This window comes from Bradyrhizobium sp. BR 1433, from assembly GCF_051547665.1.
GTDB lineage: Bacteria > Pseudomonadota > Alphaproteobacteria > Rhizobiales > Xanthobacteraceae > Bradyrhizobium > Bradyrhizobium australafricanum.
Window position 1 is genome coordinate 6,898,926 of record NZ_JBPUGG010000001.1, and the last position, 22,545, is coordinate 6,921,470.

The 22,545-nt window shown below is 65.1% G+C and carries 17 protein-coding genes and 4 pseudogenes; 16 read left to right on the plus strand and 5 right to left on the minus strand.

What is annotated here, in order from left to right:
* Positions 1 to 109: 109 nt before the first annotated feature.
* Positions 110 to 1,015 (minus strand): LysR substrate-binding domain-containing protein, encoded by a 906-nt coding sequence (locus ACSKB9_RS33145; protein WP_438080507.1) that lies wholly within the window; start codon positions 1,013 to 1,015, stop codon positions 110 to 112.
* A 329-nt stretch (positions 1,016 to 1,344) separates the two neighbouring features.
* A pseudogene (locus tag ACSKB9_RS33150) lies at positions 1,345 to 2,683 on the minus strand (MFS transporter).
* Between the two features lie 214 nt (positions 2,684 to 2,897).
* Between ACSKB9_RS33150 and ACSKB9_RS33155 the strand changes: the two are divergent.
* Positions 2,898 to 3,929: an alpha/beta fold hydrolase gene (locus tag ACSKB9_RS33155; RefSeq protein WP_438078438.1), complete on the plus strand. Its 1,032-nt coding sequence runs from the start codon at positions 2,898 to 2,900 to the stop codon at positions 3,927 to 3,929.
* Between the two features lie 14 nt (positions 3,930 to 3,943).
* A pseudogene (locus ACSKB9_RS33160) lies at positions 3,944 to 4,895 on the plus strand (fatty acid desaturase).
* A gap of 3 nt (positions 4,896 to 4,898) precedes the next feature.
* Here the strand turns inward: ACSKB9_RS33160 and ACSKB9_RS33165 are convergent.
* On the minus strand, positions 4,899 to 5,510 hold the full coding sequence (locus ACSKB9_RS33165) for a TetR/AcrR family transcriptional regulator (protein WP_438078440.1): 612 nt from the start codon (positions 5,508 to 5,510) through the stop codon (positions 4,899 to 4,901).
* 181 nt (positions 5,511 to 5,691) lie between these two features.
* Here ACSKB9_RS33165 and ACSKB9_RS33170 point away from each other — a divergent pair.
* From ACSKB9_RS33170 to ACSKB9_RS33205, 8 genes and pseudogenes are all read left to right on the plus strand, one after another.
* Positions 5,692 to 6,716: pseudogene (locus tag ACSKB9_RS33170) on the plus strand (histone deacetylase family protein).
* 237 nt (positions 6,717 to 6,953) lie between these two features.
* Positions 6,954 to 7,883 carry a Gfo/Idh/MocA family protein gene (locus tag ACSKB9_RS33175; RefSeq protein ID WP_438078442.1) on the plus strand — a complete coding sequence of 310 codons (930 nt, stop codon included), beginning with the start codon at positions 6,954 to 6,956 and terminating at the stop codon, positions 7,881 to 7,883.
* Between the two features lie 2 nt (positions 7,884 to 7,885).
* Positions 7,886 to 8,956, plus strand: coding sequence for an aldose epimerase family protein (locus ACSKB9_RS33180; RefSeq protein WP_438078444.1), 1,071 nt, complete (start codon positions 7,886 to 7,888; stop codon positions 8,954 to 8,956).
* Positions 8,957 to 8,991: 35 nt separating this feature from the next.
* The gene (locus tag ACSKB9_RS33185; RefSeq protein ID WP_438080509.1) at positions 8,992 to 9,870 is read left to right on the plus strand and encodes an SMP-30/gluconolactonase/LRE family protein; all 879 of its coding nucleotides are present in this window, start codon (positions 8,992 to 8,994) and stop codon (positions 9,868 to 9,870) included.
* Positions 9,871 to 9,929: 59 nt separating this feature from the next.
* Positions 9,930 to 10,658, plus strand: coding sequence for a TetR/AcrR family transcriptional regulator (locus ACSKB9_RS33190; protein WP_438078446.1), 729 nt, complete (start codon positions 9,930 to 9,932; stop codon positions 10,656 to 10,658).
* Between the two features lie 19 nt (positions 10,659 to 10,677).
* Complete coding sequence (locus ACSKB9_RS33195; protein ID WP_438078448.1) at positions 10,678 to 11,547, plus strand: ABC transporter substrate-binding protein; 870 nt, start codon at positions 10,678 to 10,680, stop codon at positions 11,545 to 11,547.
* The gene (locus tag ACSKB9_RS33200) at positions 11,547 to 12,470 is read left to right on the plus strand and encodes a DUF1932 domain-containing protein (protein WP_438078450.1); all 924 of its coding nucleotides are present in this window, start codon (positions 11,547 to 11,549) and stop codon (positions 12,468 to 12,470) included. Before ACSKB9_RS33195 ends, ACSKB9_RS33200 begins: the two co-directional genes overlap by 1 nt.
* Positions 12,471 to 12,555: 85 nt before the next feature.
* Positions 12,556 to 13,338, plus strand: coding sequence for an SDR family NAD(P)-dependent oxidoreductase (locus ACSKB9_RS33205; RefSeq protein ID WP_438078452.1), 783 nt, complete (start codon positions 12,556 to 12,558; stop codon positions 13,336 to 13,338).
* A 300-nt stretch (positions 13,339 to 13,638) separates the two neighbouring features.
* On the opposite strand, the gene ACSKB9_RS33210 is transcribed toward ACSKB9_RS33205, so the two are convergent.
* Positions 13,639 to 14,442 carry an enoyl-CoA hydratase gene (locus tag ACSKB9_RS33210; RefSeq protein WP_438078454.1) on the minus strand — a complete coding sequence of 268 codons (804 nt, stop codon included), beginning with the start codon at positions 14,440 to 14,442 and terminating at the stop codon, positions 13,639 to 13,641.
* Positions 14,443 to 14,825: 383 nt separating this feature from the next.
* Here ACSKB9_RS33210 and ACSKB9_RS33215 point away from each other — a divergent pair, with 383 nt between their 5' ends.
* Positions 14,826 to 15,479: a PilZ domain-containing protein gene (locus ACSKB9_RS33215; protein WP_438078456.1), complete on the plus strand. Its 654-nt coding sequence runs from the start codon at positions 14,826 to 14,828 to the stop codon at positions 15,477 to 15,479.
* 22 nt (positions 15,480 to 15,501) lie between these two features.
* Here the strand turns inward: ACSKB9_RS33215 and ACSKB9_RS33220 are convergent, their stop codons facing one another.
* Positions 15,502 to 16,206 (minus strand): hypothetical protein, encoded by a 705-nt coding sequence (locus tag ACSKB9_RS33220; protein ID WP_438078458.1) that lies wholly within the window; start codon positions 16,204 to 16,206, stop codon positions 15,502 to 15,504.
* Positions 16,207 to 16,389: 183 nt separating this feature from the next.
* Between ACSKB9_RS33220 and ACSKB9_RS33225 the strand changes: the two genes are divergently transcribed.
* The 5 genes and pseudogenes from ACSKB9_RS33225 (at position 16,390) to ACSKB9_RS33245 (ending at position 22,536) form a co-directional block, all read left to right on the plus strand.
* Positions 16,390 to 17,010, plus strand: a complete 621-nt coding sequence (locus ACSKB9_RS33225) for a class I SAM-dependent methyltransferase (RefSeq protein WP_438078460.1) — start codon at positions 16,390 to 16,392, stop codon at positions 17,008 to 17,010.
* Positions 17,011 to 17,031: 21 nt separating this feature from the next.
* Positions 17,032 to 17,442 (plus strand): DOPA 4,5-dioxygenase family protein, encoded by a 411-nt coding sequence (locus tag ACSKB9_RS33230; protein WP_438078462.1) that lies wholly within the window; start codon positions 17,032 to 17,034, stop codon positions 17,440 to 17,442.
* 146 nt (positions 17,443 to 17,588) lie between these two features.
* Entirely contained in the window at positions 17,589 to 19,955 is a 2,367-nt protein-coding gene (locus ACSKB9_RS33235) for an EAL domain-containing protein (RefSeq protein ID WP_438078464.1), read from the plus strand.
* A 261-nt stretch (positions 19,956 to 20,216) separates the two neighbouring features.
* A complete protein-coding gene (locus ACSKB9_RS33240) occupies positions 20,217 to 21,206 on the plus strand; it encodes a DUF2778 domain-containing protein (RefSeq protein ID WP_438078466.1) in 990 nt (329 codons plus the stop codon).
* Positions 21,207 to 21,484: 278 nt separating this feature from the next.
* Positions 21,485 to 22,536: pseudogene (locus tag ACSKB9_RS33245) on the plus strand (aromatic ring-hydroxylating dioxygenase subunit alpha).
* Positions 22,537 to 22,545: the final 9 nt, after the last annotated feature.

Consider the following 22,545-nt stretch of genomic DNA (forward strand, 5'->3'; position numbering starts at 1 on the left):
GTTTCTGGGAACGGGATGCGCGAGCAGCGCGCGTCCATGGCGGAATTTCTAGGGAATGGTTCGATGCGCGTCCAAGCCAAACGCGGTATCGAGCGATGCTAACTCTGCATCAATCGCCGCGCAGATGCGGTGCAGCGATTTCGGTCGCGATCTCGATCAGTGACGGCAGCAACTGGTTCTCGTGGTCGCGCCGCCACACCATGAACAGCTCGACCGGCACGGGTGATCGGAGCTTCAGCGGCTTCAGCTTGACGTCCGCGATCTTCAGGCTGGCGGCCGCTTCCGGTACGATCGCTACGCCGAGCCCGGCGCGCACCATGGCGAGGATCGAATGGATCTGGCTGAGATGCTGCACATAGCGCGGCAGCACGTCGGCGCGCGTGAACATCGACACCAGGAGATCGTGGAAGTAGCGCGCCTCATAGGGCGAATACATCACGAAGGGCTGGTCGTCGAAATCCTTGATGCTGACGGTCTCGGCCGTGGCCAGCGGATGCTTCTTCGGGATCGCGGCGAGCAGCGGCTCGGCCACGACGCGGCGGCTAGCGAATTCCGGCCGCGCGATCGGCGGGCGCAGCAGGCCGGCGTCGATCTGCCCGGTGGTGAGCGCCTCGAACTGGTCGCCGGAGACCATCTCCTTCAGCGAAAAATCGACCTCGGGCAGGCGCGAGCGGCAGGCCGCGATCAGGTCGGGCAGGAAGCCGTAGGCGGCCGCCGCGGTGAAGCCGATCTTGAGCGAGCCGGTCTTGCCGAGCGCGATGCGCCGGGCAACCTGCGAGGCCGATTCCGCGAGCTTGAGGATGCGCCGCGCCTCGGGCAGGAAGCTGCGTCCTGCCGGCGTCAGCCGCACCGAGCGGCTGGTGCGTTCCAACAGCGGCGCGTCGATGATGTGTTCGAGCACCTGGATCTGCCGGCTCAGCGGCGGCTGCGTCATGTTGAGCCGCGCCGCGGCGCGGCCGAAGTGCAATTCTTCGGCCACCGTGACAAAGCAGCGGAGCTGGCTCAGGTCGAACATCGATGCAAGCCCGGAATTGATCGCGCGGGGATTTGTACGTTCTAGCATCGATGCCTCCCACTGGCCAAGAAGACAAAAAGCAGACAAAAAAGCAGACAAAGACGGCGGCCGAAGCCGCCGTTTGGTTTCTGCTCCCTCTCCCCGTTCTTACGGGGAGAGGGTTGGGGTGAGGGGCTCTCTCTGCGCAACGGCCGCCTCGATGTGCACGCGCGATCCGAATGAGTCGGAAGGACTGTCTCTGCGGAGACGTGTTGCTTCGCCCCTCACCTGAAATTCGCTGTGCGAATTTCGACCTCTCCCCGCGGAAGGCGGGGAGAGGTGAAGCGCGCTCACGCCGCCTTGAGCTGCACCCGCTTGATCTCGCCGACGATGAACAGATAGGCGATCGCCGCGACCAGCGCGTTGGCACCGACGAACACCAGCGCGCCGTTGAACGAGCCGGTGGCGGCCAGAATGTAGCCGATGACGATCGGCGTCGTGATCGAGGACAGGTTACCGAAGGTGTTGAACAAGCCGCCGGAGACGCCGCCGGCTTCCTTCGGCGAGGTGTCGGAGACGACCGCCCAGCCGAGCGCGCCGATGCCCTTGCCGAAGAAGGCGAGCGCCATGAAGCCGACCACCAGTGCCTGGCCGTCGACATAGTTGCAGGCGATGATCGACATCGACAGCAGCATGCCGCCGACGATCGGGATCTTGCGCGCCATGGTCAGCGAGCCGGTGCGGCGCAGGATATAGTCCGAGATCACGCCGCCGAGCACGCCGCCGATGAAGCCGCACAGCGCCGGCAAGGTCGCGACGAAGCCGGCCTGCAGGATCGAGAGCCCGCGCTCCTTCACCAGATAGACCGGGAACCAGGTCAGGAAGAAATAGGTCAGGGTGTTGATGCAGTATTGGCCGATATAGACGCCGAGCATCATGCGGTTGGCGAGCAATTGGCGGATGTGGTCCCAGCTGGGGCCGCTGTCCTGGGTCTTGCCGGCCTTCGCCGCGTCCATGTCGACCAGCGCGCCGCCCTGCTTGATGTAGTCGAACTCGGCCTCGTTGATCGCGGGGTGCTCCTTCGGCTCGTAGATGGTCTTGATCCAGGCAATGCCCATGACGATGCCGAGCGCACCCATCACGTAGAACACATGGCGCCAGCCATACTCATGGGCGATCCAGCCCATCAGCGGCGCGAAGATCACGGTGGCGAAATACTGCCCCGAATTGAAGAAGGCCGAGGCGGTACCGCGTTCATTGCCGGGGAAGCCAGGAGGCGACGATGCGGGCATTGGCCGGGAATGACGGCGCCTCGGCGATGCCGACCAGGAAGCGCAGGGCGAACAACAGGACCACGGCCGCGCCCGCGGACAGGAATCCGACCAGGCCCTGCATCGCGGTGAAGATCGACCAGACGATGATGCTGAGCGCATAGACCCATTTGGAGCCGAAGCGGTCGAGCAGCCAGCCGCACGGCACCTGGGCGACCACATAGGACCAGCCGAACGCCGAGAACACGTAGCCCATCGCGACGGGATCGAGATGCAGTTCCTTGGAAAGGGCGGGGCCGGCGATCGAGAGCGTGGCGCGATCGGCATAGTTCACGGTGGTGACGAGAAACAACATCGTCACGATCAAGAGCCGGACGCGGGATCGCCGCGTGTCTGCGGCGGACACAATTGCGCTCATTAGCGCCTCCTCGAAAATTTCCTCGGGGTCTGTCCTAGAGAGATGACGACAATGGGTCCAAGCCGAAACGGGTATTGATCCATACCGATTTTGAATGGATCGGCCCGGTGTCATTCCACCTTTGCCGCTATTGCCAGGGTTCCACATTTAGTGTACTAATAGTACAGTTATTGAGGGCGCAGCGTTGCGCCCGGCTGCTCGAGGTCGAAAGCTGATGACCACGCCGCGCGACTATGAGGTGTTCGAGGCAGGCGATGTGACGCTGCAGGGCGGCGCCGTGTTTCCGCAACTGAGGCTCGCCTACAAGACCTACGGCACGCTGAATGCGGCGCGGGACAACGTCATCCTCTATCCGACGTCGTTTGCCGCACAGCACTCCGACATCGAATGGCTGGTGCAGCCGGGCGGCGCGCTCGATCCCGAGCGCTACTTCATCGTCATCGCGAATCTGTTCGGCAATGGTCTGTCTTCCTCGCCGTCGAATTCGGTCGAGGTGCTCGGCGGCGCGCCGTTTCGTGCCTTCACCTATCATGACGCGGTCGCGATCCAGCGGCGGCTGCTGGTCGAGCGGTTCGGCGTGACCAGGCTCGCGCTGGTCTATGGTTGGTCGATGGGCGGCATGCAGGCCTATCACTGGGCCGCGCGGTATCCCGACATGGTCGAGCGCGCGGCCGTGGTCTGCGGCAGCGCGCGGTGCTCGCCGTATAATCATGTGTTCCTCGAAGGTGTGAAGGCCGCGCTGACCGCCGACCCGGCCTACCGGGACGGCCGCTTCGTCAGCAAGCCCGCGGCGGGCCTTCGTGCGATGGGGCGCGTCTACGCCGGCTGGGCGATGTCGCACGAGTTCTATCGCGAGGAAGTCTGGCGCGCGGCCGGTTTCAACTCGCTGGAAGACTACCTCGCGGGATCCTGGGACGGTGCCTTCGCGCGGCGCGATGCGAATGATCTGATGGCGCAGATCGCGATCTGGCAGGCCGGCGATATCAGCCGTTGCGATCAATTCGGCGGCGACTTCGACCGGGCGCTGGCCGCGATCAAGGCGCATGTCCTGCTGATGCCGGGGCGTACCGATCGCTATTTCGACCCGCGCGACAACGAGGCTGAACTCGGCCGCCTGGTCAACGCGCGCTCGGCCGCGCTGCATGCGATTCCGTCGATCCACGGGCACCGGGCCGGCAATCCCGCCAACAACGCCGAAGACCGCGCCTTCATCAACGCCGAAATCTCGGCCTTGCTGCAACGCTGACAGGTGAGACGACCATGAGCACCGCAGAGACCAGTGACGCCGGACCCCGCCTGAAGCCGCTCAGCCCGCTGACCTTGCGCGATTTGTCGACCAAGTCGAACCTTGCCGGCGCGGTGCGCGCGGCAAGCCATTACGGGATGATCGTCATCGTCGGCGCGCTGATCTCCCTGGTCTTATCGCGCTACGGTCTGCCATGGGCGCTGCCGCTGATTGCCGTGCAGGGCTACTTCGTCGCATTCCTGTTCATGGTGGTGCATGAGACCGCGCACAAGACGGCGTTCCGCAGTCCAGCGCTCAATCTTGTCGTAGGCAATCTGTTCCGCCTTCATGATCGGACTGCCCTACCAGTATTACTGCCTGTTCCACTGGGACCATCATCGCTACACGCAGGATCCGGGGAAAGACCCGGAGCTGATCGTCGGCCCCAAGCCCGCGTCGGACACCCAGCTGGCGATCGCCTATTCGGGACTGCTGCAGGTGTTGGTTCGCATCCGCCTGATGTTTTGGCATGCACTCACCGGAAAGGTGGTCGTGCCGTGGATTCCGGAGCACAAGCGCGCCTCGATCGTGCTGGAGGCGCGGCTCTATCTCGCGGGCTATCTGCTGTTGCTCGCGGCCTCGTTCGCGCTGCACAGTGCGATCCTGCTGTGGGTGTGGATCGTGCCGCTCCTGGCCGGTCAGCTCATCCTGCGCCCCTATCTCTATGCCGAGCACACCGGCTGCGAGCGGACGCGGAGCGCGTTCGAGAACACGCGCACAACGATGACCAGCAGGATCATGAAATGGTTCGCCTGGAACATGCCTTACCATGTCGAGCACCACGCCTATCCCACGGTGCCGTTCCATGCGCTGCCGAAGCTGAACGCTATCGTCGATGGCCACATCGTGTATCGCGGCAGCAGTTACCGGGCCGTCACGCGCGAGACCTGGGTCTGGTTCCGCCGTCAGCGCCAACGCTCTGCTTGATAGTCAAGCGTCCGTGCGCGGCTGCAGCACCAGATTGACGAGATTGCGGGCGTAGGCCGGCGTCAGCGGCTTGATGCCGAAGACGTAGCGGTAGAACAGGCTGCCGTAGATTGCGTCATAAATATCGCCGGGTACGCCCGGTGCGCCGATGCTGCCGTCCTTCTGGCCGGCGGCGATGATCTCCAGCATCCTGCCGCGGCGCAGGCCGAGGTAACGCTCGTAAAACAGCTCCGCCGTGCCGGTCTTCGAGATGCATTCCGAGATCACGGCGAGCTGCACGCGGCCGAACTCGCCCTGCAACGCCTCGACATAGGTCGCAACATGGCGGCGGATGCGGGCCACCGGATGGCCGGTTTCGGGCAGCGGCACGGCCCGCGAGGCCTGGTCGAGGAAGGCATCGATCAGCAACGCTTCGCGCGACGGCCACCATTTGTAGATCGTCATCTTCGAGACGTTGGAATGCCTGGCGATCGCGTCGATGGTGGTCGCGGCGAGGCCGGTCGTCGCCATCAGCTGATAGGCGCCTTCCAGGATCGCGGCCGTGGTCGCGGCGGAGCGCGGCCGCCCGCGCCGCCCCGTTGCCGCTTCCTCTGTCTGCGTCTTGCCGCTGGCCATGGCCGGACTTCGCGTCCTGCGTCTTTCAATCATTGCGCTGCATGCGGGCATAGCATGAAATCGCGCTTGGTTTCAGATCGTCGCCGTCGCTGATAGTGTACAACGCGCAAGCCACACCTCGCGTGCGGCACATTGCCCTCGCTCTGTCCAGCTCAGCCGCCGATCCAACAGGAGTGTCCCCGTGAAGGCCGTCTACAGTGATCTGCACCGCAGCCATGATCCGCAATTCTTCCTGGTCCGCGGTGTGGTCCAGCGTACCACCGAACAGCCCGAACGCGCCAACCGCCTGCTGGCGGGCCTGAAGGCCGGCAAGCACACGCTGATCGAGCCGACCAGGTTCGGGCAGGGGCCACGCGCGCGCGTGCACAGTCCGGAATATCTGAGCTTTCTCGCGGACGCCTGGGACGAATGGTCGGCGCTCGGCAATGCCGGACCGGAGATGATCGCGAACATCCACCCGGTGCGCAATGCCGGCACGTACCCTGCTCATATCGTCGGCAAGCTCGGCTGGCACACGATGGACACCGCGGCTCCGATCGGTCCCGGGACCTGGGCAGGCGCCTGCGCCGCGAGCGACGTCGCGGTCACCGCCGCGCAGATGGTGCTGGACGGCGAGGACGCCGTCTACGCGCTGTGCCGCCCGCCCGGTCACCACGCCTATCGCGACCTCGCCGGCGGCTTCTGCTTCCTCAACAACAGCGCGATCGCGGCCGAGCATCTGCGCCAGAAGCATGAGCGCGTCGCGATCCTCGACGTCGACGTGCATCACGGCAACGGCACGCAGGGCATCTTCTACGAGCGGCCGGATGTCTTCACCGTCTCGATCCACGCCGATCCGTCGTTCTTCTACCCCTTCGTCTGGGGCTATGCGCATGAGCGCGGCGCCGCAGGCGGCCTCGGCACCAATCTCAACATTCCCCTCGCCAAGGGCACCGGTGACGACGACTACATGAAGGCGCTTGCCGTGGCGGAGAAGGCGATCCGCTCCTTGCCCCGACCGCGCTCGTGGTTGCGCTCGGTCTCGACGCCTCCGAGAAGGACCCGCTTGCCGGTCTCGCCGTCACCACCGACGGCTTCCGTCGCATCGGCGAGGGGCTGGCTCGCTTCGGATTGCCGACGGTGCTGGTGCAGGAGGGCGGCTATCTCTCCGACATCCTCGGCGCCAATCTGACGGCGGTGCTCGGCGGGTTTGAGGCCGCACGCTAGCGCGGTCTCGGGCGAGGCGGTGACCGGTCCGCGCAAGGAAAGCCCGTCAAAACAGGATTCTGGAGCATCGGCCTTGATTGATCAAAGCCGACGCCCCGGCCGCGAGGCGCGCAACAGAGCGTCGTGCACTTGCGTGTCCGCAACCAAAATCACATCATGCCGTTGGTATTCGGCGCTGGCTTATGATTCTGCCTGGCGGCTTCAGCCGGCCAGGTGGACAGCAACGCGAGGACGGCCATGAGTGACCTGCTTCGCATCGCCATCGTCGGCTTTGGCGAGATCGCGTGCCGGCAGCACGTGCCTGCGATCGCGAAGACGTCAGGCGTGGCTCTCGTTGCGGTGGTTGATCCCGTGAAGACTCCGCCCGGCCTGCCGCATTTCCGCGACATGCAGGAGCTGTTGCGCGACGGGCCGGAGATCGACGCGGTCGCGCTGTGTACGCCACCGCAGGTGCGCCACGCGCAGGCCGCCGCCGCACTCGCGTCGGGCAAGCATGTGCTGCTGGAGAAGCCGCCGGGCACGACGTTAAGCGAACTCACGCCGCTGATCGCGGCCGCGCAGGAGGCGGGCCGGACATTGTTTGCCACATGGCATTCACGCTATGCGGCCGCGGTCGGTCCTGCGCGGCAATTGCTCGCGAGACGCACCATCAACAAGGTGACCATCATCTGGAAGGAAGACGTGCGCGTCTGGCACCCAGGCCAGGCCTGGATCTTCGAGGCGGGTGGCTTCGGCGTGTTCGATCCCGGCATCAACGCACTGTCGATCCTGACCGAGATCCTGCCGCGTGCGGTCTTTGTCCGGGGCGCGGCGTTGGACTTTCCCTCCAATCGGGAGGCGCCGATTGCGGCAGATATCGAACTCTCCGACGCGAGCGGCTTGCCAATTCACGCCGAATTCGATTTCCGCCAGACCGGATCGCCGAGCTGGGACATCCTGTGCGAGACCGAGGCCGGGCCCGTGACGCTGTCGAAAGGTGGAAGGCAGCTGCGCGATGGCGGCAGGCTGGTGGTCGATGCGCCGGACGAGGAATATCCCGCGCTGTACCGCCGCTTCGTCGCGCTGACCTCGGAAGGAAAATCCGATGTCGACCTCGCGCCCTTGCGGCTTGTCGCCGATAGCTTCATGCTCGGGCGACGGCGCCTCGTCGAGGCGTTCGAGGACTGACAATGACATCAGCCAGCATTGGTCGCGCCCCCTTCGGCGAATTGCCCGACGGCACCATTGTCGAGCGCGTGATCTTGCGCGGCGAATACGGTTTTGAGGCCGCCATCCTTCCGTTCGGCGCCACGCTGCAAGCGCTGCTTGCGCCGGATCGTGACGGGCATTGCGACGACATCGTGCTTGGCCACGATGAGCTCGACGGCTATCTCGCACAGCGCAAATTCTTCGGCGCGACGATCGGGCGCTATGCCAACCGGATCGCCGGCGCGCGTTTCGTGCTCGATGGCGAGACCGTGCAGCTCGACGCCAACAACGGTCCCAACGCGCTGCACGGTGGAGTGCAGGGCTTTGATCGCAAGCTGTGGCAGATCGTCGAACTATCGGATGATCCGGAACCGACGCTGGTGCTGGCGCGCGAGAGCCCGCATGGCGAGGAGGGCTATCCGGGCAATCTCGCGGTGCGCGTGACCTATTGCGTGCGAAGTCCGATGGAGCTCTCGGTCACCTACGAGGCGACGACCGACCGGCCGACCTGCCTCAACCTCACCAATCACAGCTTCTTCAATCTCGAGGGCGCGCGCTCGGGCATGCAGATCCTCGATCACCGCCTGATGATCGCCTCCGACCATTTCCTCGCGGTGGATGCCACGGCGATCCCGCTACCGCGCCCGCCGCGGCCGGTCGACGGCACGCCATTCGACTTCCGCACGCCCACAGCCATCGGCGCGCGGATCAGGATGCATGACGAGCAGCTCCAGCTTGGGCACGGCTATGACCATAATTTCTGTCTGGCCAAGGGGGCGGGCCTTTGCCTTGCTGCGCGCCTCGAGGCGCCGCACAGCGGCCGCGTGATGGAGCTGTTCACCGATCAGCCGGGACTGCAGTTCTATTCCGGCAATTTCCTCGACGGCTCGACCGCCGGCAAGGGCGATCGTCTCTACCGGCAATCCGATGCGCTCTGTCTCGAGCCGCATGCCTGGCCGGATACGCCGAACCGGCCCGACTTCCCGTCGGCGCGGCTCGATCCCGGGCAGCTCTATCGGCGCAGCATCGTCTACCGCTTCTCAACCGCGTGAGTGACGCCATGACCGACCGTGCCGCCGAGCCGCTGATGGAAGAGGTGCCGACATCGGTGCTGTCGGCAGAGCGTTGCCATCTCGGCGAGGGTCCGACCTATGATGCGGCGACCGACACCGCCTGGTGGTTCGATATCCGCGAGCGCCGCCTGTTCGAGCATCGATTTGCAGGCGGCAGCACTGTAATCCATGAATTGCCGAAAATGGCGAGTGCATTGGCGCGGATCGACGGCGAGAGGCAGCTGATCCTTACCGAAGATGGACTTTATGTCCGGCACGTTGCCGACGGCCACCTGGAGCGGTTCGCCGCGCTGGAGGCCGACAACCCGCTGACGCGCTCCAACGATGCGCGGGTGCATCCGTCGGGCACGTTCTGGCTCGGCACCATGGGGCGCCATGCCGAGCAGGGTGCCGGCGCGATCTATGCGCTGCATCAGGGGCGCATCGTGCGGCTGTATCCCGGGATCACCATCCCGAATGCGATCTGCTTTTCGCCCGCGGGCGACATCGGCTTTTTCGCCGATACCGCGACCAACGTGCTGCATCGCGTGCCGCTCGATCCATCAACAGGACTGCCGACCGGTGAACCCGTCGATTTGATCAGACATCAAGGGACCGGCGGGCTTGACGGCGCGATCGTCGATGCCGACGGGCTGATCTGGAACGCGCGCTGGGGCGGCGGTTGCGTCGACGTTTACGATCCCACCGGCCGGCATCTGCGTTCGCTGCGCGTACCGGCGAGGCGATCGAGCTGCCCGGCATTCGTCGGCCGCGACTTCTCGCGCGTGCTGGTCACCTCGGCCTGGCAGGACATGGATGAGGCGCAGCGTTCGGCCGATACCGAGCATGGCAGGACGTTCCTGCTCGAGGCCGCCGCGCGCGGTCGTGCCGAGCCCGACGTCGAACTATCCTGACTGATGCGTGCAGCGCGGCGTCGTTGACGCGACCGGACTATTTGGACGATAGTACCAATATGGTTCGCAAACCTGCCAGGTCTGACGTGAAGGCCGCCAGCGCCCGCAAGCCGAACATGCGCGAGGCGATCCTCGCCGCGGCGGAGGAATTGTTCTCGACCTATGGCTTCAACGCCGTCTCGGTGCGCGACATCGCGCACGCCGCCGGCGCCAATCCGGGCAGCGTGACCTATCGTTTCAGGACCAAGGACGGCCTGCTGCTGGAAATCTATCGACGCCATTGCGGCCCGATGAACCGGCGGCGCTCCGAGCTTTTGGCGGCGGCGCGGCGGGTGCGCGATCTGCAGGACCGCTTGGAGGCGATCGTGCGCGCCTATGTGTTGCCGGCCTTTACGTCCGGCAGCGATCTTGCCGGCGGCGGAACGCGGTTCACGCGATTGCGCGCGATCATGTCGGCCGAGGGCGATGAGGTCGTGCGCAAGATCATCGCGCAGACCTTCGACGACACCAGTCATGCCTTCATCGACGCGATTCATGAGAGCCTGCCGCATATTCCGCGTACCGATCTGGTCTGGCGCAGCCACTTCCTGCTCGGCGCGCTCTACTACACGCTGGTGACGCCGGAGCGCGTCTCGCGCCTGTCGCGCGGCAGCGCCGACGGCTCCGATGCCGGCCACGCCATCGAGGAACTGGTGCGCGCCACCGTTGCCGCGTTGCAGGCCGCGCCGCTCGACGAAGGGGCGCCCCGCAAGATCCCGGGCTCAAATCCGGGGCGAGTGGTGACCTGAACGTCCGGAGCTTGTCGCGATGGAGAAACTTCGGCTGCGCGCCGTGCTCGGCAATCATCCGCACATCCGGGCGGTGAAGAACGGTGAGCTTCGCTCCGACCTGTTCGATCTCGACTTCACCGAATTCACGCCGACCAACGCCGCGTTCAAGCCGATGGTGCGCGAGCAGGCATTCGACGTCTGCGAGATGGCGATCGTGACCTATCTGATGGCAAGGGCGCACGGCAAGCCGCTGGTGCTGCTGCCGGCGGCGATGGTCGGCCGCTTCCAGCACGGCCATGCGCTCTATCGCGCCGACCTCGGTACGCTTGAGCCGGCCGATCTCGAAGGCAAGCGGGTCGGCATCCGCTCGTTCACGACCACGACCGGGGCATGGATGCGCGGCATCCTTGCCAATGACCATGGCGTGAACCTCGACAGGATCAACTGGGTCACGTTCGAGGATCCACATGTTGCGGAATATGTCGACAGCACCGAGCGTGCGCCGAGGGACAAGACCATCGTCCAGATGCTGAGGGACGGCGAGCTCGACGCCGTGCTCGGCGAGACCTCCGGCGATCCGGAGCTCAAGCCGCTGTTCGCCGACCCGGCCGCAGAGGCGTCCCTGTGGTATGCGCGGCACGGCGTGGTGCCGGTCGATCATCTGGTGGTGGTGACATCGCGGCTTGCGGCGTCGCGGCCGGACGTGGTGCGGAGCCTGTACGATCTCCTCAAGCGCGGCAAGGCAGCGGCCGGCCCGCCCGGCATGCCGGACCTGGTGCCGTTCGGCGTCGCCGCGAACCGCAAGCCGCTCGAACTGATGATCGACTATTGCGTGCAGCAGGCGTTGATCCCCCGGCACGTCACGGTCGACGAGCTGTTCGACGACACAACACGGGACTTGAACTGATGACAATCTCCGGCGATCCGCGGCAATGGCAAATCGGCATGCTCGGCTATGGCGAGGTCGGCCGCATCCTTGCCGAGGATCTGCGCCGGCAGGGCGTGAGGGTTTCGGCCTACGACATCAAGCTTGACCGCGGGCAGGGCACGGCGCTGCGCGCACACGCGGCGGAGATCGGCGTCGAGCTCGCGCAATCCCATGCCGTTCTCGCGGGGCGGGCCGATTTCATCATCTCGGCGGTGACGGCGAGCCAGGCGGTCCCGGTTGCCGCGGCCTGCGCACCCGCAATCCGGAACGGCGCCTGGTTTCTCGATTTCAACTCGGCCTCGCCCGGCGCCAAGCAGCGCGCGGCGGCGCACATCGACGGCGCCGGTGGCCGCTATGTCGAGGGCGCAGTGATGACCTCGCTGCCGCCGTACCGGATCAAGGTGCCGCTGCTGCTCGGCGGCCAAGGCGCGCGGGAGCTGGCGCCACAGCTGGTCGCGCTCGGTTTTGCGGCGAAGGTCGCAAGCGACGAGCTTGGGGTCTCCTCGGCAGTCAAGATGTGCCGCAGCATCATGATCAAGGGGCTGGAGGCCATGGTGATCGAGAGCTTCACCACCGCACGCGCCTATGGCGTCGAGGATGCGGTGCTCGCCTCGCTCAAGGAGACCTTTCCGTCGATCGACTGGGAGAAGCAGGGCGCCTATTTCTTTCAGCGGGTGATCGAGCACGGCCGGCGGCGCGCCGAGGAGGTGCGCGAGGTGGCGGAGACCGTGCGCGAGGCCGGGCTGACGCCATGGTCTGCCTCCGGCACCGCCGAGCGGCAGGGCTGGATCGCCGACCTTGCCGATGAGGGCGTGTTCGGACCCAGGGGAACGCCGGACTTCGCCCGCAGCGCCGACTGGCGTACCGAGGCCGACCGGATTCTCGCGCGCATCAAGTCCTGAGGGCTCGCCCGGAGAATCCGCCGCGTTCCCTGCCGACGCGCAATGCGCTATTGCTCCATGAACAGTTTGTTCTGGAGGCACTCCCATGAAGAATTCCGGCAAGGTCGTCGCCATCACGGGGGCGGCACGCGGCATCGGCAAGGCCTGTGCGGCGCGCTTCCTGTCCGATGGCGCCAGGGTCGTCATCTCGGATGTCGACGCTGCAGGGCTTGTCCACACCGCCCAGGAACTCGGACATATCGATCAGTTGCGGGCCGTTGAGGCCGACGTCAGCAAGCGCGCCGATGTCGATCGCATTGTCGTGACCGCGGTGAAGGAGTTCGGCCGGCTCGACGTCATGGTCAACAATGCCGGCGTCGCGCGCAACCGCGACTTCCTCGACATCAGCGAGGCCGAATTCGACGACGTGATGGGCATCAACCTCAAGGGCGCGTTCTTCGGCGTCCAGGCTGCGGCGCGCCAGATGATCGCGCAGGGCGGTGGCGGCGTCGTCGTCAACATGTCCTCGGTCAACGCGCTGCTCGCGATCCCCTCGCTCGCGACCTATGCGATGTCCAAGGGCGCGATGAAGCAGCTCACCTCGGTCGCCGCCGTGGCGCTGGCGCCGCACGGCATTCGCGTCGTGGCGGTCGGACCCGGCACGATCCTGACCGAGATGGTGGCGACGGCGATCTTCTCGTCCGAGGATGCGCGGCGCAGCGTGCTGTCGCGCACGCCGGCCGGCCGCTGCGGCGAGCCGAGCGAGGTCGCTGCCGTCGTGGCATTCCTTGCCAGCGACGATGCCTCCTACATCACCGGCCAGACCATCTATCCCGACGGCGGGCGGTTGATCCTGAACTACACGGTCCCGGTCAGCGAGAAGAAGTAGCGGGCAGGTTTAATCGCGAGCACACTGCCAAAATATCGAAAACAACCCCATGCAAAGGTGCCGGCGGACACGGCAACGGCGGACACGGCAACCTTCGACCAGGCGACTTGACGCGTCGGGCAAATCGGGGCTATTATTCCATTATTCAGAAATCGTGCGATCGCCATCCGGTGGTATCACCCGCGCATGCGCATGCGGGTGATTCAGTATTCCAGAGGCGGTCGTGCTTGAGCCGATGGGCCGCCGCGGACTGGATCGCCCAGTTGAACCGGGCGATGACCGGTGAGGATGAGGACGCCGCTACCGGCCCTTGAACTGCGGCTTGCGCTTCTCCATGAAAGCGCTGCGGCCTTCGCGGAAGTCCGCACTGTCCATGCATTCGATGCCGACCTGCTTGATCGCCGCCATGTCGCGATCGGCGGGATCCTTCAGCACCTGCGCGATGGTGATCTTGGCGGCCTTGATCGCCAGCGGCGCATTGCCGGAAATGGTGCGCGCGATCTCCATGGTCGCGTCCCAGAGCTCGGCGTCCGGCAGCACGCGATCGACGAGGCCGATTCGCAGCGCCTCGGCGGAATCGATCCGCATGCCCGTATACATGATCAGCCGCGCCCAGGACGGCCCGACCAGCGACACCAGATGGCGCAGCCCGTCATAGCCATAGGCGATGCCGAGCTTGGCCGCGGGAATGCCGAACTGGCCGCTGGCGCCGGAGATGCGGATATCGGTCAGCATCGCGACCTGCATGCCGCCGCCGAGGCAGAAGCCGCGGATGCAGGCGATGGTCGGCTTCGGATAGTCGGCGAGCAGGGTGCGCTGGGCGGCGCTGCGCCGTGAATATTCCTCGGAGGCCTCGGCGTTGTGCCTTGTCTTCTCGAACTGGCTGATATCGGCGCCCGATACGAAGGCCTTGTCGCCGGCGCCGACCAGGATCACGACGCGGACAGCCGGATCGTCGCGCAACGCCGTCAGCGCCTCGCCGAGCCCCTCCCACATCTCCAGCGACATCGCATTGCGCTTGTCGGGATTGTTGAAGGTGATGACGCCGACGCCGTCGACGACGTCTTGCAGGATCTTGCCGTCGGCAAGCGATTTGTTTGACATGTTGAGCCTATGAGGGTCCAGACTGATTGAGCGAAGGCTAGCACCCGGCCGACAGCCGAGGCAGGCGGTTTGGAGCACGGCGCGATTGCATTGCCGGGCGACAACTCTCCCGGTAGTTGTACGGTTCGCAAAATAAACCGCCGCGAAACGGTTGCGCCATGGAGTGCACCGCCGGCGCTCCGTGCCGTTTAACTTTTCCCTAGTCTTTCGACGGTATGGCTGTACGCACCTGCGCGCCAGGACCATTCGGCCACGCGCTGGGATGCGTGCCGCAGCTGCCCGCTACCATCGCGTCGGTAGCGGACTTCCCCACCACCGGACCGGCAGTGAAGCCGGTCAATCCCGACCTCCGTGCACTCACATCGCCTCGGGCGAGGTTCGTCGTGTCCGTCGAAAAGTTTCTCAAGCAACGCGCGGTCAAGATCACCGTCAACGGCAGCTACACGTTGCCGAACTGGTACGATGCCCAAGGCAAATTGCGTACCTTCGCCTGCCGCACCACGCGCGTCTCGCCGTTCCGGATGATCGTGGACGTGCCGGTCGTCGGCAAGATCGGCGACCGGCTGACTTCGTATTTCGAGGAGTTCGGCAAGTTCGAGGGCTGCATCACCGACACGATGAGCGGCAGCTTCCTGCTCGAGCTCGAGATGACGCATGCCATGCGTGAGAAGTTCGCCGACAAGCTGTCCTGGATCGAGAAGAAGCAAAAGGATCCGAGCATCCGCGAGGCGCGCATCAACCCGCGTTTCGTTCCCGTCGCGCCGCATGCCATGTTGACCTTGGCGGACGGCACCATGCAGAGCTGCTTCATCATCGATATGTCGCTGTCCGGCGCGGCGGTCTCCTCCGAGGCGCAGCCGCCGGTCGGCATGCCGCTTGCGATCGGCGCCTGCGTCGGGCGGGTGGTCCGGCATCTGCCGAACGGCTTCGCCATCAAGTTCGTCGAGACCTACAAGCAGAGCGAGCTGGCCCGCCTGATCTCGCGCAAATCCAAGGAATTGCAGCTGGCGTCCGCCGACGGGGACCCTGTCGCCTGACGGCCGGGCTCCGCCTGCTTCCCTAGGTCAGCTGTTCCGGATCTTCGGCCGCGCGCATCCGCGAGATAGTGTCCTCGGTTGCATTCGGACCGGCCGCAGCGATCGCGATCTCCCGCGCCAAATTGGTGCATTCGGCCCACATCAGGAAGAACACCAGCGGTGGCCGTTCGCGCGCTTCCAGCAGTTGCCGGCAACGCTCGGCCGCGCCGTCGATCGCCCACCACTGTTGGGCGACCACCATGACCCTGCGGAAGCTCCGCAACGTGCCGGAAAACTTTTGCGGATCCGCGCCCACGAGCGCGCCGCAATGGTTCAGCCAGTTCAGGCCAGCGTAGATCGCAATCCCGTAGTCTTCGATCGCGGTGCCGGTGAAATCGACGACGGTCTTGTCGTGCGCGCGCTGGCGCAGGAAAGCATCGATCATCTCCGCCTGGCGGGCCGGATCGACCAGCAGCGAGATGTCCTGCCGCGGCACCATTGGGACATAGCGCATCGCTTCAAGCCGCGTGTGCTCCCAGATCGCACTGATGTCGCCGAGCAGATCGCCGGACTTGCGTTTGCAGGCCGGATAGACCAGCACGCCATTGTCGGCGAGATCGAGATAGCGCGGGACCACCTTGTCGAGCGCGGCGACAAACGCCAATGGATCGGTAAGGCCGCGCAAGTCGCTGGCGGCGTCCTCCGCTTGTGCAGGCTTGTTGCCGCGTGTCCAGCCGAAATTGGCCATCCCCGGACGCCCTGATCTCAACCCGGCCATCAGGTTAGTTGGAAAATGCGGCGAAGCAAATGCGGCATTTGCTGCTACGCCGCCCTGCGTGCCCGCCGCTGCCGGTTGACGCGAGAGACCGCCGCGCCTAGCTGATGGTTAATGGCGCAACGCAGGTTGTTGCCGCTTTCGGGACCTATCGCCATGACCGCTTCTGATCGCCAATCGCATTGGCAGACCGTCTATCTGACCAAGGGAGAGCAGCAGGTGAGCTGGTCGCAGGCCGATCCGCAGCCCTCGCTGCGCCTGATCGAATCGGTTGCGCCCGGCCGCGACGCCTCGATCGTCGACGTCGGCAGCGGAGCTTCGCGACTTGTCGATGCGCTGCTGGCGAGGGGCTTTCATGATGTGACCTTGCTCGATCTCTCTGAAGCGGCACTGGCGAACGCGCGGGAGCGGATCGGCGCAGCAGCTGACGCGGTGCACTGGATCGTAGGTGACGCAACGGTCTGGCAGCCGCAGCAGACCTTCGACATCTGGCACGATCGCGCGGCGTTTCACTTCCTGGTCGAGGAACCAGACCGCGCAGCTTATCTCGACCGGCTGCATCGCGGCGTCAAAGCAGGCGGGCACGCCGTGATCGGCACCTTCGCGCTGGATGGCCCGGAGAAGTGCAGCGGCCTGCCGGTGCAGCGCTATGACCCCGCGACGCTCAGCAAGACCATTGGTCCGGCATTCGAGTTGATCGCGGATGAGGCGCACCGGCACGTCACGCCCTGGGGCGCGACGCAGTCATTCCAGTTCAGTGTGTTGCGGCGCAAGTGACCGGCCAGAAGGAGAGCTGAGATGACGGACGCGCCACGGACGATCGGCGAGATCGCGAGCTATCACGCTCATGTCTATTACGACCCCGCGACCAGCCGGGACGAGGCGGAGCGGCTGCGCAACTGGATCGGCGAGCGCTTCCTGGTCACGCTCGGACGCTGGCACGACGTCAAGGTCGGCCCGCACGATCAGGCGATGTATCAGGTGGCGTTTGCAGCCGAATTGTTTCCGACCCTGGTGCCGTGGCTGATGCTGAACCACGGCAGCCTGAGCATCCTGGTCCATCCCAACACCACCAATCCGCGCCGCGACCACCGCGACGATCCGCTCTGGATCGGCACGCCGCTCGCCGTCCATGCCGACAAGCTGCCCGAAGAGGCCGAGATGGAGCAGGCGCCGGCGCCGAACACGTCGCCGACATTGCACCCGTGAGCGTCATCGCCGGTCGCCGGGGTGCGTAAAGTTTGACGCAATTGTGCTGCTGCCAAGTCGTTTCAAACTCATCGCGTTTTGCAACGTGAGGTTAAATCACCATTCCTAGGCTACCCGATAAATTTCAGGGTCGGGGCGCATTGGGCATGTTCTTTTCGTTTCGAAGCTGGTCGTTGTGGCGGGTGGTGGGACCCCTGCTGGCCATCGTGTTGCTGCTGGGCGGCCTGTCGGCGGGCAGCCTGCAGGTGATGTCCGCGGTCAGGGCCTATGTGGCCGGCGAAAGCATGTGGTCGAAGGGGCAGAAGGACGCCATCCACTACCTGCAGACCTATGTCAGCACCGGTGCGCCGCTTTATCTGCAGAAGTTCGATGCCGCGATCGCAGTGCCGCTGGCCGATCGCACGGCGCGGCGCGCGCTGGAAGCGCCGGGCAACAATGACGCCGTGGCGAGGGCCGGCTTCGCCAGGGCAGGTAATCATGATGACGACATCGGCGGCCTGATCTGGCTGTTCAAATATTTCCGCACGATGCACCACGTGGCCGGCGCGGTGACGGCATGGCGCAATTCGGATGCGCTGCTCGATCAGCTGATTGAAATCCGGAACGAGGCGGCGAGCGACGTCGCGCTGCACGATCCGTCGGCTGCGACCATCAGGCATTGGGCCGAACGGATCGGTACGGTCGATGCGGCGCTGAGCACGCTCGCCGTCGATTTCTCCGATCATCTGGGCAAGGCGTCGCGTCAGGTCTCCGCGCTGCTGCTGCTGGTCAACCTCGTGATCGCGGCCTGCCTTGCCGGCATCGTGCTGGTCCACACGCGGCGGATGCTGTGGCGGCGCTGGCTTGCCGAGACCGCGCTCGCGGTCGAGAAGGAGCGCGCCCAGCTCACGCTGGCGTCGATCGGCGATGCCGTCATCGTGACGACGCAGGACGATCGGGTCGACTACATGAACGCCGCCGCGCAGCGGCTCATCGCGGCAGGGCAGGAGGTGACGGGACGGCCGCTGGCGTCGCTGTTCAACATTGCCGAACAGCCGGTGCGCGGATCGTTCGACGCCGACGACGAAAGCCGGCCGCAGCTCCTGGTGCGGCCGGACCATTCCAGCGTGCCGGTCTCGGTGGTCGAGACCCCGATCGTGCATGCCGGAGAACCGGCCGGCCGCGTCATGATCATTCACGACATGACCGCCGAGCGGCGCCTGGTCGAGGAATTGGCGTGGGCTGCCTCACATGACGCGCTCACCGGCCTTGCCAACCGGCGGCAGTTCGAGTTCGAACTGCACAAGGCGATGTCGGGCTCGCCGGCCATCGGCGCCGACCTGATGCTGATCGATCTCGATCAGTTCAAGATCGTCAACGACACCTGCGGCCACATGGCGGGCGACCGGTTGCTGAAGCAGGTGGCGAGGCTGCTGGCGACCGAAGTCGGCAGCAGCGGCCTCGTCGCGCGTCTTGGCGGCGACGAGTTCGGCATTCTGCTGCGTGACGACGGCTCCGCGACGCACGACGTCGCTGCCGACGTTGCGGAGCGGGTCAGGGCGGTGATCGAGCAGTCGAACTTCATTTATGAGGGGTCGAGCTTCCGGATCAGCGCGAGCATCGGCCTGGTCGGGCTGGCCGACAGCGCCGGCGTGCAGGACGCGTTGCGGCTTGCCGACGTTGCCTGTTTCCTTGCCAAGGACAAGGGACGCAATCGCGTCCAGGAGCACCGCCCGTCCGACACCGGCATGGCCGTGCGCGTTGCCGAGATGAGCTGGGTCAATCGCATTCGCAAGGGACTGGATGAGGGGCGCTTCTGCCTCTACGAGCAGGAGATCCGCCCGGTGAACGGCGTGCTGAAGGGCAATTACCGGCGCGAGCTCTTGCTGCGCCTGCGCGACGAGAGCGGCGCGCTGGTGCCGCCCGGCAGTTTCCTGCCCGCCGCCGAACGCTACGGGCTGATGTCGCTGATCGACCGCTGGGTGGTTCGCCGCGCCTTCGAGATCATCGCCGAGCGCAAGCACCAGCCGCGCAAGATTGCGAGCTACGCCATCAACCTGTCCGGCGCCACCATCGGCGACAGCGCCTTCGTCGACTTCGTCGCCGGGCTGTTCGCGCAGCTTGACGTTTCGCCGGCATCGGTGTGTTTCGAGATCACCGAGACCAGCGCAATCTCGAACCTCGACGAGGCGCAGAAGTTCATCGCGCGGCTGCGCGAGATCGGCTGCAGCTTCTCGCTCGACGATTTCGGCACCGGCATGTCCTCGATCGCCTATCTGAAGCACCTGCCGGTCGACATCATCAAGATCGACGGTTCGTTCGTGAAGGAGATTCTGAACAGCAAGGTCGATCGGGCGATGGTCGAGATGATCACCAAGACCGCGAAGATCATGCAGAAGCAGGTGGTCGCGGAGTTCGTCGAGAACCTCGCGATCCTGGACGAGCTGCGCCAGATCGGGGTCGATTACGCCCAGGGTTACGCCATCGGGAAGCCAGTCCCGGTGCTCACCCTCTGGGAAGAAAAGATCGCCTGAGCTGCCGAAATCGTCCCGAATCGGGACTTTTTCGGTCAATTCAGCCCGCCCAAGGCTGATTCTCTGGCACTTTCCATCCGAAAAACGTTTAAAAAACCTCTCGTTGTGCGCTTTGTCTCGATTATGCCTTACTCTAATTCCCTGATATGATGAGTGATCGGTGAATCCCGGTGGGCCGGGTAACAGGCCCCAGAGCACCGAACTTGGGGATTGATGGGTCAACGAACGACGAAACCTGCCCGGCGTAAGTCGAGCCGCGGCATGTCTCTGGTGGGCAGCACGGCGTTTGCCGTGAGCGCGCTTGCCCTGTCGTCTGGCCTTGCCGCCTGGATGGTCGGCATCGACCCCACCGCTTGGCTTCACGGTCCGGCGCTCGCCAACACCTCAGCCTCGCTGAACTTCGACGATCGCTTCGGCTCGCGCTCCACGATCAATTCGGCCTCACTCTATTATCCACTGCGCCGCGGGTTCCGTTCGAGCCGCGGCGATTTCAATTCCGAGTTCGGCCAGATCGAGGACGCGCTGTCCGGCCAGCTGCGCGACACGCAGACCGAACTGCCGACCAGCCAGTCGGCGACGGCGTCCGTCGCCGCCACGACCACAGCGACGACGTCCACCGTGCCGATGCCGCGGTCGCGGCCGGCCGAGGCCAATCTGCTTGCGCGTAACGATCAGCCGCCACCGCCACAGGCGCCAGTGCAGCAGGGCGACAACCGGACCTTCCTGCAGAAGATCGCCGATATGATGCCGGGCAAGCTGCAGCTGGCCTCGCTCGATCCGAATGACGGATTGTTGTCCGGTCCGAGCCCCGACCTCGGCAAGCTCGGCTATGACAGCACGACGGCGGTCTACGACATCACCGGCCGCATCGTGTACATGCCCGACGGCACCAAGTTTGAGGCGCATTCAGGCCTCGGCAATCTGCTCGACGACCCGGCGCATGTGAATGCCCGCAACGCAGGCGCGACGCCGCCCGGCATCTATGAGATGAAGCCGCGCGAGAAGCTGTTCCACGGCGTGCCCGCGCTGCGCATGACCCCGGTCGATGGCAGCGACACGTTCGGGCGCGTCGGCCTCTTGGTCCACAGCTACATGCTCGGACCGAATGGCAACTCCAACGGCTGCATCTCGGTTAAGCACTACGACAAGTTCCTGCAGGCCTACCGCAGCGGCACGATCAAGCGCATCGCCGTCGTCATCAACATCAAGGATGTCCAGTCGGCCTCGACCCGCGCGGCGTCGAACTCGTAGGCCACGCGCCGGCGCCGCCGGCAAGTTGCGCAGGCTCTTGAAGAGTCCAGCCTTCGATCCGCTGACCAGCGCGGCCTGGCTGCCTCTCCCATCGTCTCGGAAAATCGCGCCACGTCGTCGCCAGCTCTCCCTGGAGGCGGCGCCGACATTGTCACTCCCCGGATGTGCCTTTTCTGTATACTTATCGCCGGATTATAATACCGATATATACGATTATTGTCGTTCGTCAGCGCGTACTGTATACATAACGTATTCATTCATGCTGAGAAGGCGGACCAGTGCCAAAACCCTTTCCAATGAACGCGTGGTACGCGGCCGGCTGGGATGCCGAGATCAAGCACGCGCTGTTGCCGCGGACGATCTGCGGAAAGCATGTCGTGATGTACCGGAAGGGCGACGGCGAGGTGGTGGCACTGGAGGATGCCTGCTGGCACCGCCTCGTGCCGCTCTCGAAGGGCCGGCTCGATGGCGATGCCGTGGTCTGCGGCTATCACGGCCTGAAATACAATGCGCAGGGCCGCTGCACCTTCATGCCCTCGCAGGAGACGATCGAATCCGTCGGCCTGCGTGCGCGCCTATCCCGTCGTCGAACGCCATCGCTTCATCTGGCTCTGGATGGGCGATCCCGCACTGGCCGATCCCGCGCTGGTGCCGGACATGCACTGGAATCACGATCCCGGCCTGGGCCGGCGACGGCAAGACCATTCACGTCAAATGCGACTATCGCCTCGTTGTCGACAATCTGATGGACCTGACGCACGAGACCTTCGTGCACGGCTCGAGCATCGGCAATGATGCGGTCGCCGAGGCACCGTTCGACGTCACCCATGGCGAGAAGACGGTCACCGTGACGCGCTGGATGAAGGGCATCGAGGCGCCGCCGTTCTGGGCCAGGCAGCTGCAGAAGCCGGGCCCGGTCGATCGCTGGCAGATCATCCGTTTCGAAGCGCCGTGCACCGTCAACATCGACGTGGGTGTCGCGCCCGCCGGTTCGAGCGCGCCGGAGGGCGATCGTTCGCAGGGCGTCAACGGCTATGTGCTGAACACGATCACGCCCGAGACCGAGAAGACCTGCCATTACTTCTGGGCCTTCGTCCGCAATCACCGCATCACCGAGCAGCGGCTGACCTCGGAAATCCGCGACGGCGTCGCCGGCATCTTCCATGAGGATGAGATCATCCTGGAAGCGCAGCAGCGGGCGATGGACGAGAATCCGGATCGGGTGTTCTACAATCTCAACATCGACGCCGGCGCAATGTGGGCACGGCGCGTCATCGACCGCATGGTGGCGAAGGAAAATCCGCCGCAGCAGCTGCAGGCTGCCGAGTAGACGAGGGGC